The 13,667-nt window shown below is 43.2% G+C and carries 12 protein-coding genes, 1 pseudogene and 1 riboswitch; of the genes and pseudogenes, 11 read left to right on the top strand and 2 right to left on the bottom strand.

All coding sequences use genetic code 11. The features are described from left to right. Positions 1–252: 252 nt before the first annotated feature. The 8 genes from L634_RS0107845 (at position 253) to L634_RS0107810 (ending at position 8,554) form a co-directional block, all read left to right on the top strand. Positions 253–1,287 carry a TRAP transporter substrate-binding protein gene (locus tag L634_RS0107845; protein WP_026581977.1) on the top strand — a complete coding sequence of 345 codons (1,035 nt, stop codon included), beginning with the start codon at positions 253–255 and terminating at the stop codon, positions 1,285–1,287. 75 nt (positions 1,288–1,362) lie between these two features. Then, entirely contained in the window at positions 1,363–1,842 is a 480-nt protein-coding gene (locus L634_RS0107840; protein ID WP_026581976.1) for a TRAP transporter small permease, read from the top strand. After that, complete coding sequence (locus L634_RS0107835) at positions 1,842–3,110, top strand: TRAP transporter large permease (RefSeq protein WP_026581975.1); 1,269 nt, start codon at positions 1,842–1,844, stop codon at positions 3,108–3,110. The genes L634_RS0107840 and L634_RS0107835 overlap by 1 nt, the downstream gene beginning before the upstream one ends. Before the next feature lie 13 nt (positions 3,111–3,123). Beyond that, on the top strand, positions 3,124–4,500 hold the full coding sequence (locus L634_RS0107830; RefSeq protein WP_034262227.1) for an FAD-binding oxidoreductase: 1,377 nt from the start codon (positions 3,124–3,126) through the stop codon (positions 4,498–4,500). Continuing rightward, positions 4,500–5,582, top strand: coding sequence for a tartrate dehydrogenase (locus L634_RS0107825; protein WP_026581973.1), 1,083 nt, complete (start codon positions 4,500–4,502; stop codon positions 5,580–5,582). The genes L634_RS0107830 and L634_RS0107825 overlap by 1 nt, the downstream gene beginning before the upstream one ends. 1 nt (position 5,583) lies before the next feature. Beyond that, a complete protein-coding gene (locus tag L634_RS0107820; RefSeq protein ID WP_026581972.1) occupies positions 5,584–6,324 on the top strand; it encodes an SDR family NAD(P)-dependent oxidoreductase in 741 nt (246 codons plus the stop codon). Positions 6,325–6,327: 3 nt separating this feature from the next. Then, positions 6,328–7,785: an aldehyde dehydrogenase family protein gene (locus L634_RS0107815; RefSeq protein WP_026581971.1), complete on the top strand. Its 1,458-nt coding sequence runs from the start codon at positions 6,328–6,330 to the stop codon at positions 7,783–7,785. Between the two features lie 305 nt (positions 7,786–8,090). Continuing rightward, positions 8,091–8,174, top strand: a riboswitch (cyclic di-GMP riboswitch). A gap of 149 nt (positions 8,175–8,323) precedes the next feature. Beyond that, entirely contained in the window at positions 8,324–8,554 is a 231-nt protein-coding gene (locus tag L634_RS0107810) for a hypothetical protein (protein ID WP_026581970.1), read from the top strand. 192 nt (positions 8,555–8,746) lie between these two features. Here the strand turns inward: L634_RS0107810 and L634_RS0107805 are convergent, their stop codons facing one another. Then, complete coding sequence (locus L634_RS0107805) at positions 8,747–9,007, bottom strand: hypothetical protein (RefSeq protein WP_026581969.1); 261 nt, start codon at positions 9,005–9,007, stop codon at positions 8,747–8,749. 93 nt (positions 9,008–9,100) lie between these two features. Between L634_RS0107805 and L634_RS34895 the strand changes: the two are divergent. The 3 genes and pseudogenes from L634_RS34895 (at position 9,101) to L634_RS0107785 (ending at position 12,030) form a co-directional block, all read left to right on the top strand. Further along, positions 9,101–9,387, top strand: a pseudogene (locus L634_RS34895) (aldehyde dehydrogenase family protein). 753 nt (positions 9,388–10,140) lie between these two features. Continuing rightward, entirely contained in the window at positions 10,141–10,803 is a 663-nt protein-coding gene (locus L634_RS0107790) for a hypothetical protein (RefSeq protein ID WP_026581968.1), read from the top strand. A gap of 15 nt (positions 10,804–10,818) precedes the next feature. Then, the gene (locus L634_RS0107785; RefSeq protein ID WP_026581967.1) at positions 10,819–12,030 is read left to right on the top strand and encodes an efflux RND transporter periplasmic adaptor subunit; all 1,212 of its coding nucleotides are present in this window, start codon (positions 10,819–10,821) and stop codon (positions 12,028–12,030) included. 440 nt (positions 12,031–12,470) lie between these two features. Here L634_RS0107785 and L634_RS0107775 read toward each other — a convergent pair whose 3' ends face one another. Continuing rightward, positions 12,471–13,526, bottom strand: a complete 1,056-nt coding sequence (locus tag L634_RS0107775; protein ID WP_026581965.1) for a C40 family peptidase — start codon at positions 13,524–13,526, stop codon at positions 12,471–12,473. Positions 13,527–13,667: the final 141 nt, after the last annotated feature.

Raw genomic sequence — 13,667 nt, 5'->3', positions numbered from 1 at the left:
ATTTTAGCGAAGAAACTTAAAATTTGACGAACAAATTGATGAAATTAGCGAACAAAATAGTATAACTGGCGAACAAACCGGGCGGGCCGAAATCCAGAAGCATTTATAATACTCGAATGCTTCTTTTTTCAACAAAATTTGGCACACATATTATTCTAAAAATTCATAAAAAATTTACCGCATAAAAGCGCGAAAGGTGTTATAATTGCCTGTATATTCTAATAAATATAAAAATAGAAGGGGGATTTAGCTATGAGAAAGAGATTATTGTGGTTAGTGCCGATGCTGGTGCTGAGTCTGATTTTGTCGGCTTGCGGAGGCGGCGGTTCCAGTTCGGCTGGCGGTGATGCTGAATCAGGGGAAAAGGATAGCGGCAAGACATTTAGTTTAAAGGCAGGCCACTCCTTAACAGAGGACCATCCTTATCATATTGGTTTACAAGAGCTTGCCAAGAATGTGGAGGAGCGCACTGACGGCAAGGTGAAGATAGAAGTATTCCCGTTAAGCCAGCTTGGAGCGGAAAGGGAATTGACTGAGGCCCTTACGCTTGGAACGGCAGATATGTCGATTTCATCTACTGCGCCAATCGCTAACTTCTATCCGGAAATTGGGATTGTGGACATGCCTTTTTTATTTGAATCAAGAGAACACGCTTACAAGGTTCTGGACGGCGAAATTGGCCAGGAGCTGCTAAAAGGCATGGAGAATGTAGGAATTGTCGGCCTTGCCTGGGGTGAAAATGGTTTCCGCCATATCACAAATGCCAAGAAGCCAATTAATAAGCCGGAAGATTTGAAAGGCTTAAAGATCCGTACGCAGGAAAACCCGATCCATCTTGATGCCTTTAATGCTTTAGGTGCAAAGCCAACGCCAATGGCCTGGACAGAAGCATTGACAGCCCTTCAGCAGGGAGTAGTGGATGCCCAGGAGAACCCAATTGTTGTTGCAGATACGTACAAGCTTTATGAAGCAAACCAAAAGCACATGTCATTAACAGGCCACCTGTATTCACCGGCTGTCATCATGTTCAGTAAAACGGTGTGGGATACGCTTCCTGCAGAGTACCAGGATATCCTGAAAGAAGAATCGAAAAAGGCCGGCGACCAGATCCGCGACCTGATCACAAAGTCTGATGAAGAATCCTTAGAGGTACTGAAAGAGCAGGGAATGGAAATCGTGGAGGAAGTGGATGTAGCTCCTTTCCGTGAAGCGATCCAGCCTGTCTATGAAAAATATGAATCTGAATTCGGCAAGGAAAAATTGGACGCCATTTTAAATACGAAATAAAAAAAGGAAAACTTGGCGAGTGCCGGATAAGAGATGCCGGCACAGACCAAGTTTTTTACTCATAAGGGGAAGTCTATGGTGGTTAAAAAAATAGTAGATTCATTGAATGCGTTTATTAAATGGATACTGATCCTTCTCTTTTTCATTATGGTTATCGTGGTTTTCCTGCAGGTGCTTTTCCGGTTTGTGCTTGACCAGCCGCTTGCCTGGACGGAGGAATTATCCCGATACCTGCTCGTATGGATGACTTTCTTAGGGGCGGGCTATGCGGTCAGTGTAAAAGCACATCCGAGCATCGAGCTGCTTTTTGAAAAAGCCAATAAGGCAGTGAGAAGAATTATGCTGGTTCTTTCTGCCTTGTTAATCGTTTTCTTCTTCTATCAGGTTATCGTCAATTCCTTCGTATTTATTGAACGGAGCATGATGCAAACCTCCCCGGCCCTGCAGCTCCCGATGGGACTGGTTTATATGGTTATCCCGATCGCCAGCATCTTATTTGTGATCAATCTGCTTTATATCACTGTATCGGAGTGGGGAAAGGAGGCGAGCAGCTGATGGCATGGCTATTATTCGGATTGCTATTAGTGCTTTTTCTCATTAATGTCCCGGTTGCGGTGGCACTTGGGCTCGCTTCCATGATTGTGTTAATGGTTCAGGACAATGTTCCATTAATGGTGATTGTCCAAAAAATGTTTACGTCAACCGATTCTTTTACGCTTATGGCAGTGCCGTTTTTCATCCTGGCCGGCAAGCTGATGGAATCAGGCGGAATATCCAGGCGTCTAATCAGCTTTTCCAGTACGCTTGTCGGAAGCCTTCACGGCGGATTGGCAATGGTATCAATCGTTACGTGTATGTTTTTCGCGGCTATTTCAGGGTCGGCAGCCGCTACAACGGCTGCAGTCGGAAGCATCCTGATTCCGGCAATGGTGAAGCGCGGCTATGATAAAAGCTTTTCAACTGCCATTCAGGCGGCCGGCGGCACGATTGGGGTCATGATTCCGCCAAGTGTACCGCTGATCTTATTCGGCGTCATTGCAGGGGCATCAATCGGAGACCTGTTTATTGCCGGAATCATCCCAGGGGTTTTTGTTGGAATATCGCTTATTTTAGTCGCGTATTTTATCTCCCGTAAAAAGGGCTACGGCAAGGAACAGAAGAGTTCGTTCAAGGAAGTGGCTGCTGCGTTCAGAAGCGCCATTTTAGCCATTTTAATGCCAGTCATTATTCTTGGCGGCATCTACGGCGGAATTTTTACACCTACAGAAGGTTCTGTTGTGGCAGTTGTATATGGCCTGATTGTAGGTCTATTAATCTACAGGGAAATTAAGTGGAAGGATCTGCCGGAAATTTTCATTTCCTCGGCTATTACTTCTTCCGTCATATTATTCATCATTTCCTGTGCATCCATCTTCGGTTTCCTTCTAACAAGGGAACAGATTCCTGCACAGATTTCAGATGGCATGCTGGGGATTACGTCAAATGCCATTATGATTCTGATCATTATTAATGTGATTTTGCTGATTGTCGGGACATTCCTGGAGACATCTGCAGCGATCGTCATCATGGCGCCCATTCTTGTCCCAATTGCTTCTGCAGCAGGTATGGATCTTGTCCATTTTGGGGTCATCATGGTGGTCAACCTGGCCATCGGAATGATTACACCGCCTGTCGGCATCAACCTTTTCGTGGCGTCCAATATCGCCAAGATCAGGCTGGAGCACATCGTCCGGGCGATTATGCCATTTATTATTGTTTTAATTATTGACGTATTAATTCTAAGTTTTATGCCGTCAATCAGCTTGTTTTTACTAGATAAATAGAGGTGAAGGAAAAATGTATCAAGATTTGCTGGAGATTATAAAAGACCCTGAACGTGTCAGTGTGAATGAAACGGTGCTTGAGCATCATGCAGGCGGCATGGATTACCACGAAAGGAAAAAGCCTGATGTAGTTGTCTTCCCGAAAACCGAAGAAGAAGTTGCCGCCATTGTTAAATACGCAGCTGCCAACAAGATTGCTGTCGTTCCTTTTGGGGCAGGAAGCAGCCTGGAAGGCCATCTCCTCCCCCTTAATGGCGGAATCAGCATGGATTTTACATTAATGAACGAAGTGGTTGCCGTTTATCCGGAGGACTTTCTTGTAAAAGTCCAGCCGGGTGTGACGAGGATGCAGCTGAATAAGCATTTGAAAAAGTATGGGCTGTTCTTTCCGATTGATCCTGGTGCAGATGCCACGATTGGCGGAATGGCTGCAACGAATGCAAGCGGAACGAATGCCGTTAAATACGGAACAATGAAGCATAATGTCCTTGGTCTTCAAGCGGTCCTGGCAGATGGAAGTGTTGTTGCGGCCGGCGGACAGACGGTTAAATCATCGGCTGGCTATAACCTGACCGAGCTGCTGATCGGGTCGGAAGGAACACTTGGCATTTTTACAGAACTGACACTGAAGCTTGCCGGAATCCCGGAAGCTACCGTCGTAGCAAAAGCAGCCTTCGACAGCGTCGAGGAAGCCGGAAAGGCGGCTGAGCTTGTCCTCCAGTCTGGCGTGGATATTGGAAAAATGGAGCTTGTGGACGCTGCGACGATTCAGGCAGTGAATGAATTCAAAGGGACAGATTTTGAAGAAGTGCCAACCCTTTTCTTGGAATACAGCGGGACGGCAGAAGCGGCCGTTCAGGGAATTGCAGTTATAAAAGAGCTGATGGAAGATGCCGGAGCAGTGAAGTTTGAGTTTGAGCAGGATTCCCTGAAACGGGCGCAGCTTTGGGAAGCCCGCCATCAGGCAGCGCTCGCAATTCTCGGCAAAAAGCCCGGATGCAAGCTGGTTGCGACAGATGTGTGCCTGCCGATTTCACAACTGGCTGTAACGATTGCCCATACCCGCAAGCTGCTCGATGAGTACAAGCTTGATGGGGCAATTCTTGGACATGTCGGCGACGGGAATTTCCATGTGGCGTTCGGATTGGACACAGATAATCGAGACGAGATGGAACGCTTCCATGCGTTTAATGAAAAAATGGTGAGGTTCGCAATTGACCATCGCGGCACATGTACAGGTGAGCATGGCGTCGGCATTGGAAAAATGAAATTTTTAAAAGAAGAGCGGAGCACAGCTTTGCCGGTTATGAGAATGATCAAAAAAGCATTGGATCCGCTAAACATTCTGAACCCTGGAAAAATCGTAGAAATGGAAGAGGTGCATAATTAATGGCAAGCCATCGTATCGCCGTTTTGCCTGGTGACGGCATCGGCCCTGAGGTAGTAAATGAAGCAGTTAAGGTATTGGAGCTCTTAAAAAAGCTGGACCCAACTTTGGATCTGGAGTTTGAAACGTTTGACTGGAGCAGTGAGTACTATCTCCAGCATGGAAAAATGATGCCGGATCATGCACTTGAAACACTGAAAAAATATGATGCTATTTTATTCGGCGCCATTGGCGACAAAAGGGTTCCTGACGATGTAACGGTTTGGGAGCTGATCATGCCGATCAGGAAGCAATTCCGCCAGTACATTAATTTAAGGCCTGTCAAAATGCTGAAAGGCGTTCCTTCCCGTTTTGAGGGAGAAGATATTGATTTCGTCATCGTCCGTGAAAATGCAGAAGGAGAATACTCGAACAGCGGCGGCCGGCTATATCCTGGCCTTGAAGAGGAAGTGGCTGTCCAAAATACGATTATTACGCGAATTGGCACAGCGAAAGCCGCAAAGTTTGCATTTGACTATGCACAAAAGCATGGCAAAAAATCCGTTGCGAGTGCAACAAAATCCAATGCCATCATCCATTCAATGAAACTATGGGATGATGTGGTACGCACAGTGGCAGAACAGTATCCGTCTATTAAACTGGATAGCTATTATATTGATGCACTTGCCGCTTATTTCGTAGCAAGGCCTGCTGATTTTGATGTGGTTGTCGCGTCCAATTTATTTGGCGATATTTTAAGCGATCTGGGATCTGCAGTGGTGGGCGGCCTTGGCCTGTCTCCTTCTGCCAACCTGAATCCGGAAGGGGATTTCCCATCGATGTTTGAGCCTGTCCATGGCTCCGCACCTGATATTGCAGGGAAAGGAATTGCCAATCCAATTGCCCAAATCTGGTCAGCTGCACTTATGCTTGAGCACTTGGGCAGAGCGGATTTAAGTGCCGTTATTATAGATGCCATTGAACACGTGCTGGTTAAAGGCATTGTACGTACACCTGATTTAGGCGGAACTTCTAAAACAAGTGAAATGGGAGCTGCCATCAGCGAGGCTTTACAGCAAAAACTTCTAGTGAAGGAAGGTTTGTAAAATGAGATTGCAGGATGAAGTATTTGTTGTTACCGGTGCCCAGGGCGGCATGGGAAAAGAAACGGTTAAGCGCTTTTTGGAAGAAGGCGCCTATGTGGCAGCGGTTGATTTGAATGTGGATGAGGCCGAAAAGACAGACCGCCTTCTGCCCATTGCCGGCGATTTAACAAAGGAAGAAGATGTGGCGAGAATTTTTTCTGAAGCAAGCGAGAACTTTGGAAAAATCAGCGGCCTGGTCAATATTGCCGGCATTGCCCAGCCAGCAACCCCAATTGAAGAAGTGAGTCTGGCAGATTGGGAGAAAATTATGGCTGTCAACGCAACATCCCTTTTTCTAACATGCCGTGAAGCGGTTCCTTATATGAAAAAGCAGGGAGAAGGGGTTATCGTTAATATCGCTTCGATTTCGATGGTGCGTCCGCGTCCTGGTTTGAATGCCTATATCGCCTCCAAAGGGGCTGCCGTTTCTTTTTCACAGGCCCTGGCCATTGAGCTTGCTGAATACGGTATTCGCGTAAATGTCGTGAATCCGGGGCCAGCAGACACAGGCATGCTCGGCCAGTTCACAGCAAGGGATGCAGACATCGAAGCAACAAAGGATACGATTTTCAAGAAGAGCGTGCCATTAGGAAGGCTTATTCAGCCAATTGATATTGCGAATTCATTAGTCTATTTATGTTCAAAAGAATCTGCTATTGTTACAGGTTCTGTCCTGAACGTGGATGGCGGAAGGGGGATCTAATTGATGAAAGCAACAGATGTAAAAATTCAAGGATGCTATATTGATGGAGAGTGGACCGTTCCGGATGAAAGCAGATTAATAGAAGTGAAAAATCCTGCTGACGCCTCCGTTCTGGCGTTAGTGCCCCGCGGAGATCAGGAAGAAGTGGACAAAGCGGTCAAGGCAGCTAAAAAGGCATTCCGTTCAGAGGAGTGGAAGTCTTTGCAGGCCCATAACCGGGGAAGACTGCTGTTTAAAACTGCCGATCTTATCCGCGGCAACAAAGAAGGATTAGCCAGATTGGAAACGTTAAATGTCGGAAAGCCGCTTGTCCAGGCTGAAACGGATGTGGAAATTGCTGCCCGCTATTTTGAGTTTTACGCAGGCGTGGCCGATAAAATCATGGGCGAAACGATTCCGGTGGAACGCGGCATCATAGATTACACGGTCCGAGAGCCGCTTGGGGTTGTCGGGCATATCATCCCTTGGAATTATCCGCTGCAAATTGCGGCACGAAGCATCGCTGTATCGATCGCAACCGGAAACGCAGCCGTGCTGAAGCCTGCAGAAGATACTCCTTTATCGACCTTGAAGCTTGTTGAACTTATGGAGAGCCTTGGACTGCCAAAGGGAATCCTTAATGTGGTAACCGGCTATGGTCATGAGGCTGGAGCGGCATTATCCGCTCATCCTGGCGTCAGCCATGTAACCTTTACCGGTTCGGTCGAAACAGGGAAAAGAGTCATGGAAACAGCGGCAAAGAACGTCATACCAGTTACTCTGGAACTTGGAGGCAAATCGCCGAACATTGTGTTTGCTGACTGCGATGAAGAGAAAGCCTTAGAGTGGGTGCTGAAGTCAATCGTCCAGAATGCCGGCCAAACCTGTTCTGCAGGCTCAAGGCTTGTCATTGAAAAATCAATTAAGGATCCATTTGTGGAAAAGCTCGCTGCAGCCATGGAAAAGCTCACCATTGGACCGGGAATAAACAATCCGGATCTTGGGCCGGTTTTAAACCAAAAGCAATTTGAACGGATTCAGGGCTTCCTGCAGCTAGCTGAGGACGACGGAATCCGGATAGCAACAGGCGGAAAACGCCAGCCGGTAGAAGGCTGCGAATCAGGCTATTATCTGCAGCCGACCATTTTTGATCATGTACCGGCAAACCATCATCTCGCCCAGGAGGAAATCTTCGGACCGGTTCTTGCCGTCACCACCTTTGAAACAGAAGAAGAAGCGATTGAAATCGCAAACGGCACATCATACGGCCTTGTTGCAGGGGTATGGACTGAAAACGCCGGACGCGCCCATCGCGTAGCCAACGCACTGGAATGCGGCCAGGTCTTCATCAACCATTACGGAGCAGGCGGCGGCATTACCCAGCCGTTTGGCGGCTATAAGCATAGCGGCTTTGGCCGGGAAAAAGGGCTGGAAGCATTGCGGAATTATACGCAGGTGAAGAATGTGGCTTTGAAATATTAATCTACTTTTACAAAAGGATGCAGATACTTTGCTGCATCCTTTTTTTGCGGGCTCAAAATGCTGGAAAATTGCACGCTGACTGGATAAATGTAACTCTGTTATTTAAGAGGAAACCTGCAAAAACAACTCATTAAGTAAATAAAACAAAAATGCCAGCATATAAATTACATAAACAGGAGCTGAATACACCACGTTATAACATGAAATATTTGGAATATAAATAGTCGAAATAGATTATTATTAGTGGAATTATCGAAAAATGTTGAAAAATATAAGTCTAAAGTTTTATTATAATAGTAACAGAATTGTATATTTGGCAAACCTATTGAAAGATTGGGACGCAAAGCCACGAGTCTAAGGTCATGGACTAGGATAGTCGGGTTGCAGAAGAAATGGAGGTTTATTTATCTCGCATTTTTTGTAACTGGAAAACAGGTCTGCCCTTATGGTGGGCCTCTTTGCTGTTTTATGGGTTTGTTTGTTTTAGATAAGGGAACGGATTAATGACTGAAAAATAAAAAAATAGGAGGAGAATCTATTGGGCGTACTGTTTGGAACGGTGGAGTACTTTGAAAAGGAGATCACAACGTATCTTTCTGATAACCGTTTAAAGGCATCAAAGCTGGAAAAATTTAAAACCATTACTTCTAAATTGGAAAATGAGCTTTTATACGATTTTCACTGTCACGAGAGACTTAGGAAAGAGTGTCTTGAAAATTTATCTAAAGCATGCGGAAAAATCAGCAAAGGGAAATTGGCAGCCGTTTAGACCTGATTTCCGCAAGTCCTTTATATTAGTGGAATATTTGTTTATGAAAGGCTTCAAAAACTTCAGTTTAATCTTTATGTAAACCTCGACAGGTTCACTTCTCCCTGAATGTTTTCACTTAAAAAATGAATTAAAAAACAGTGCAACTCTTCTCAGAATGGCACTGTTTTTTGCTGTTTAGCAGGAATTTGGCTATATTTCCAGGTGTTCTTTAAGTTCAGTTTGCACTCTTTGTTTTTCTTCATCTGGCACAATGAGATACCATACATTCCCAATGTATTGGCCATCCCCTTCAATGGTCAGCTGGCTTATATTATGCCTGGTATCCTTATAATTCTTTTGAATGTCAATCATCTCATTAAACGTAATGTCTGTTTTCACATTTTTGCCTAAGGCCTCGAAAATGTCATCAAAACGCGTTAATGAACTAAAGCTGGCACCCTTATTAATCACTCCCTGGATGACCTGGCATAAGAATCGAAAAAGGTTCTCTTCGGGTGGAAACAGGCGGAAAGCGTCATCCGGTAGAAGGCTGCGAATCAGGCTATTATCTGCAGCCGACGATTTTTAGCAAACCATCATCTCGCTCAGGAGGAAATCTTCGGACCGGTTCTTACAGTTACTACTTTTGAATCAGAAGAAAAGCCATTGAAATTGCAAACGGCACATCATACGGCCTTGTTGCAGTGGGATGGACTGAAAATGCCGGCCGTGTCCATCGCGTAGCCAATGCCCTTGAATGCGGCCAGGTCTTTATCAACCATTATGGAGCTGATGGAGGCATTACCCAGCCGTTTGGCGGCTATAAGCATAGCGGAATTATACGCAGGTGAAGAATGTGGCGTTGAAATACTGAGGTGCCATTACAGGTGTCACTTATCCCTGATAGAGGCACTTGTATTTATTCTTCTCATCAGGCAATTCAAGATTTATATGAGAAAGTTGTAGTTTGGCAGGGGGGAAAGACTAAATTATAAAGGGCCGAGGGAAGGAGTAAATAAGGAGCTATACCTATTGGAATTTGTGTACCCTATTTAATAGAGGACAGAATTTTAGTCTGGCTTTAGGCGAGGAACTTGAGGAATAAAAACCTTATTTAATATGAATAGGCACCTTTCCTTTTCGTGTAAGGCAAAGGTGCCTATTTTTTTAATTGAAGGTTATAGTAGATATACAAATTCCGCATTTAATTTTAATGCCTCTTTTTCGTTCTGGATTGAAAAAAGCTGACAGCCTCTAATATAAATAACTTCTCTTGTATGCTCAGCATTCTCCAATTACCTGCTTTAATTTTCATATTAACCCCTCCTCATTATTATTTATATGGGACAAGGACATAGTTGTAAAATTTTTACTTATCTATACCGCCATTCTATCAGATTAAAACAACAAAAGTTTTTGCAAATTCCGACAGCGCTGCATGGTGAAATTCCGTATAAAATATAGAAAAAGTACAGTTGTCCCAGATGTTCGACAAAATTTTTGGGGTACCAGATGACAATTCTCCACAATTCTGCCTATTTCCCAAAATTTTGATTTTGGGGTAAGATAGGAGAATAGTAGATTATTTGGTTGGGGGATTATTTATGGGTTATCGGGTGCCGCTCTTGAGAGGGTTGAAGGAGCCTTATTTGGTATCACATCAGTTAAGGAAAGAGGAAAGGCTTGCTGGTCTATGGAAGCAAATGCTGCTTTTGATTGCCCTAAGTGCGTTTGTTTATGGACTTAGTGCTTTCTTTGGTATAGGCAGTGAGCAGGTTACAAGGAATATCACGGATTTTTCCGAGAGCGAGTATAATCTGTACAAGTTATTCTTTGGAGCTGGACAGGTCGTCTGGGGCATTTTCTATGCGATCATTATCATTTTTGTACCTTCGCTGTTCTTTTGGACGCTTGTAGAGGTTGAATACCGTAAGTTAATTGCTATTCAGCTGTTGGTTCTGCTTATTTTATTAACAGAAAAAGCGATTAATATACCACTCTTTATCTTGCTGGGACTCAACACTGATTCTTCCATTTTTTCATTCGGAATCATTGCTCAAGCAGCAATATCCATCAAGACGCTAGTCTATCTGTTCTCTGCCATCACACTTTTTAAAATATGGACATTTGTCCTGCAATATAAGTACTTGAAAATTATTTCCGAGAAGAGTCCGCGGTTCCTTTTCCTATTGGTGCTCGGAATAAATTTGTTTTTCATTATTGTCTCAGCGCTGCTTTCATCCATCCAATTGGAAAAGCTAATTTAAGTGAGGGATTCATCTATGATGTGGAAAACCAGATTACTTATAATCGGTGTGCTTCTATTCCTAGCTTGCAATTTTACCCTGCTTTTCATGAAAAGTGAAAAAATAAGCAGAACCTACTATATTGATGAGTGGACTGCAGTAAAAAAGCAGGATCTGCTTGAAATGATGCCAGCAAAAGGAGTACTGGCTCCAAAGGAAGAACAATATTTATATTACGAAAGCAATATGGGGAATTTTAACGGATTTCTCGTAGAAAAAGGAGATGAGGTCGAAGCAGGAACAGCATTGTTTGAATACTCTCCTGAAGATATCACGCAAGCGAAAGAAAAATTCAAAATAGAAAAAGAAAAGCTTGAACGCGAACAAATAAGCTTAGAAAACCACATACAAGATCTTGAGGATATGCAGGATGATCTCAGGATTACTACATTGGATGATGAGCTCAATCAGAATGAATATATGATCCAAACGCTCGAACGGGATATTTATGAAAAAGAGCTGCAAATCAGCAGGATTAAGAATGAAATCGAAAAGTATGAGGATCTTATTGATGCAGCGGATGAGAGCCTGCTAAACCTTACTGCATTAAGTGAAATTTCGGGAACTGTGAAAAGCATTAAGCATGATCTTACAAATCCTATTGTGACGATCATTTCAAACATACAAAAAATTGAAGGCACATTATCTGAAAAGGAAATAAAGAAAGCAGCACAAGGAATGAAGGTTTTTATCACTCCTGAAGGCAGCAACAAAAAGATAGACGGAACGATAGAAAAAATCTATAATTATCCTGTTTCAGAGCCCCATGCAGATAAAGAGAGCCATTATGAATTCACGGTTGTGATGGATGAAGCTCCAGAACAGCAAAGTTTTCATGGTGAGCATGTGAACCTGAAAATCGTGACAAATGAAGTAAGCGATACGTTGACTGTTCCTGCCAAGGCGATTAAAAAAACAAAGAAAGGTAAGTATGCATATACCATCCTGCAAAACGGACAGCTAGATAAAAGGGAACTCCAAACAGGCCTGAATATCAGTCAAACCCAAGAAGTAAAAGAAGGATTGCAGAAAGGGGAACTGGTTCTCCTGGAGCGGCCGCTCTTTCTGAAAAGCGGCTCTCCATTCATTACGCCAATAGAGATTCCGAAACTGAAAAAGAAAGATCTAAGAGAGTTAGGAAAGAACGATATGCTAAAATACTCAGCCAGGGGCTTCCTCTCGAGATAGCAAAAAACCAGCAGCCGTGAACAGCTGCTGGTTTTTTGATTGTCTAATAATAAGAATCTTCTTTTTTAACGCGAAATCTAAAAAGGATACCGAAAAATAGGGAACAGGCAGTAATAAGCCACACAAACAGAAAGGCAGAGCCAAGATTAATGGTTTTGCTCCTAAATGGAAATCTTTGTTCCATATAGACTATGTAGACAAGGGGGAGTGCATTAAATAGGAAGAAAATAATAATCATCAATAATTTACCCAAGGTCTTATTATGAAACTTGGAATAGATTAATAGTAGACTCATGAATAATAAAGATAATGACAAAAATGTAATAATGCCCACGAAGTTCATTTTATCTCCTCCTTTAGACCCCGTTATCTTTATCATTCTTCAAAGCATTTGAATTTCCCTTCCAGAATATGAAAAAAGACACCTGTAAAAAGGTGCCTTAATAAAACCTCTTAAACCCATCAAAATGTTTCTTATAATACGAGTTATCCAGACTGGAGATTTCAACGCCAGATGAACCAGCGTGGATAAACGTATTATCCCCAATATAGAAACCCAGATGAGAAATGCCCGGTTTATATGTATTCTCAAAAAATACCAAATCGCCTGGCTGTGGCTTGTCTACATAATAAGAGCGGCTGTAATAGCCTTCAGAAGAGTAGCGTCCCATTTTGGAACCTGTTTGTTTCAGAACATAATAGATAAACCCGCTGCAATCAAATCCTGAAGGAGTGGAGCCGGCCCATTTATAAGGGACTCCTACATGTTTTTGAGCTTCTGCAAGAAGGGAAGATCCTTCTGGGTTATCTTTTTCTGCTTCCTTAGCAGGTTGTTCTTTAACTGCTGTTTCACCTGAACTCTGGGTTGCGCCCAATTTTAGATTCTGTCCAATCAGAATAAGATCCGTGTTAAGGTTGTTCCATGTTTTAATTTGTTGAACAGTGGTCTTATACTTGGTGGCAATGCCGCTCAATGTATCCCCTTTTTTAACAACATAAATGGCTAAACTGCTTTCTGGTTCTGGGGCAGTGGCTGACGTTGGAGAGCCTGCCTGCTCCTTATTATCACCTGATGTATTATCGGCAGATTTTGATACTTTTAAAACTTGCCCCGGGAAAATCAAATGCGTGTTTAGATTATTCCAACTCATTAAATCTTTTAAACTAATATTATGACTTAACGCAATTTTAGAAAGGGTATCGCCGCTCTTAACTGTATATGTGCTGGCTGAATTGCTGGCAGGAGATGCTGGTGTTTGCTGACTGGATTCAGGTTTTGCTGTTGCCCCAGGTATGTGAATCTTTTGATTGATTGAGAGAAAATCAGAATTTAAATCATTTAACTTTTTTAAATCTGTTACTGTGGTTTTGTATTTAATAGCTAGTTGATATAGGGTGTCCCCTTTTTTTACTATGTATGTATCAGCAGAAGCCTGTGAGGCAAAAGTAGAAGAGAGCATCGCAACGGCAGCAATTGAAACCATCTGTTTTTTCACTTTTCCAAATCACTCCTTGGACTTTTTTAATCATTTTATCACATATATCGTCCAAAAAGATCATTTATTTACATCATTATACAAAATATAGTTATTATTTTACAATAATTTAGGTCTGTATACTCATTTCGACGCGTCGAT

Origin of the sequence: Bacillus sp. J33 (genome assembly GCF_000518885.1) — a bacterium.
Classification (GTDB): domain Bacteria; phylum Bacillota; class Bacilli; order Bacillales; family Cytobacillaceae; genus Cytobacillus.
The sequence above is the reverse complement of the archived record's forward strand: the minus strand, read 5'-3'. Positions and strand labels throughout refer to the sequence as shown.

What these genes read in the sequence shown, in the direction of transcription:
- L634_RS0107845 (WP_026581977.1), top strand. Translation starts at nt 253, where the DNA reads ATGAGAAAGAGATTATTGTGGTTAGTGCCGATGCTGGTGCTGAGTCTG.
- L634_RS0107840 (WP_026581976.1), top strand. Translation starts at nt 1,363, where the DNA reads ATGGTGGTTAAAAAAATAGTAGATTCATTGAATGCGTTTATTAAATGG.
- L634_RS0107835 (WP_026581975.1), top strand. Translation starts at nt 1,842, where the DNA reads ATGGCATGGCTATTATTCGGATTGCTATTAGTGCTTTTTCTCATTAAT.
- L634_RS0107830 (WP_034262227.1), top strand. Translation starts at nt 3,124, where the DNA reads ATGTATCAAGATTTGCTGGAGATTATAAAAGACCCTGAACGTGTCAGT.
- L634_RS0107825 (WP_026581973.1), top strand. Translation starts at nt 4,500, where the DNA reads ATGGCAAGCCATCGTATCGCCGTTTTGCCTGGTGACGGCATCGGCCCT.
- L634_RS0107820 (WP_026581972.1), top strand. Translation starts at nt 5,584, where the DNA reads ATGAGATTGCAGGATGAAGTATTTGTTGTTACCGGTGCCCAGGGCGGC.
- L634_RS0107815 (WP_026581971.1), top strand. Translation starts at nt 6,328, where the DNA reads ATGAAAGCAACAGATGTAAAAATTCAAGGATGCTATATTGATGGAGAG.
- L634_RS0107790 (WP_026581968.1), top strand. Translation starts at nt 10,141, where the DNA reads ATGGGTTATCGGGTGCCGCTCTTGAGAGGGTTGAAGGAGCCTTATTTG.
- L634_RS0107785 (WP_026581967.1), top strand. Translation starts at nt 10,819, where the DNA reads ATGATGTGGAAAACCAGATTACTTATAATCGGTGTGCTTCTATTCCTA.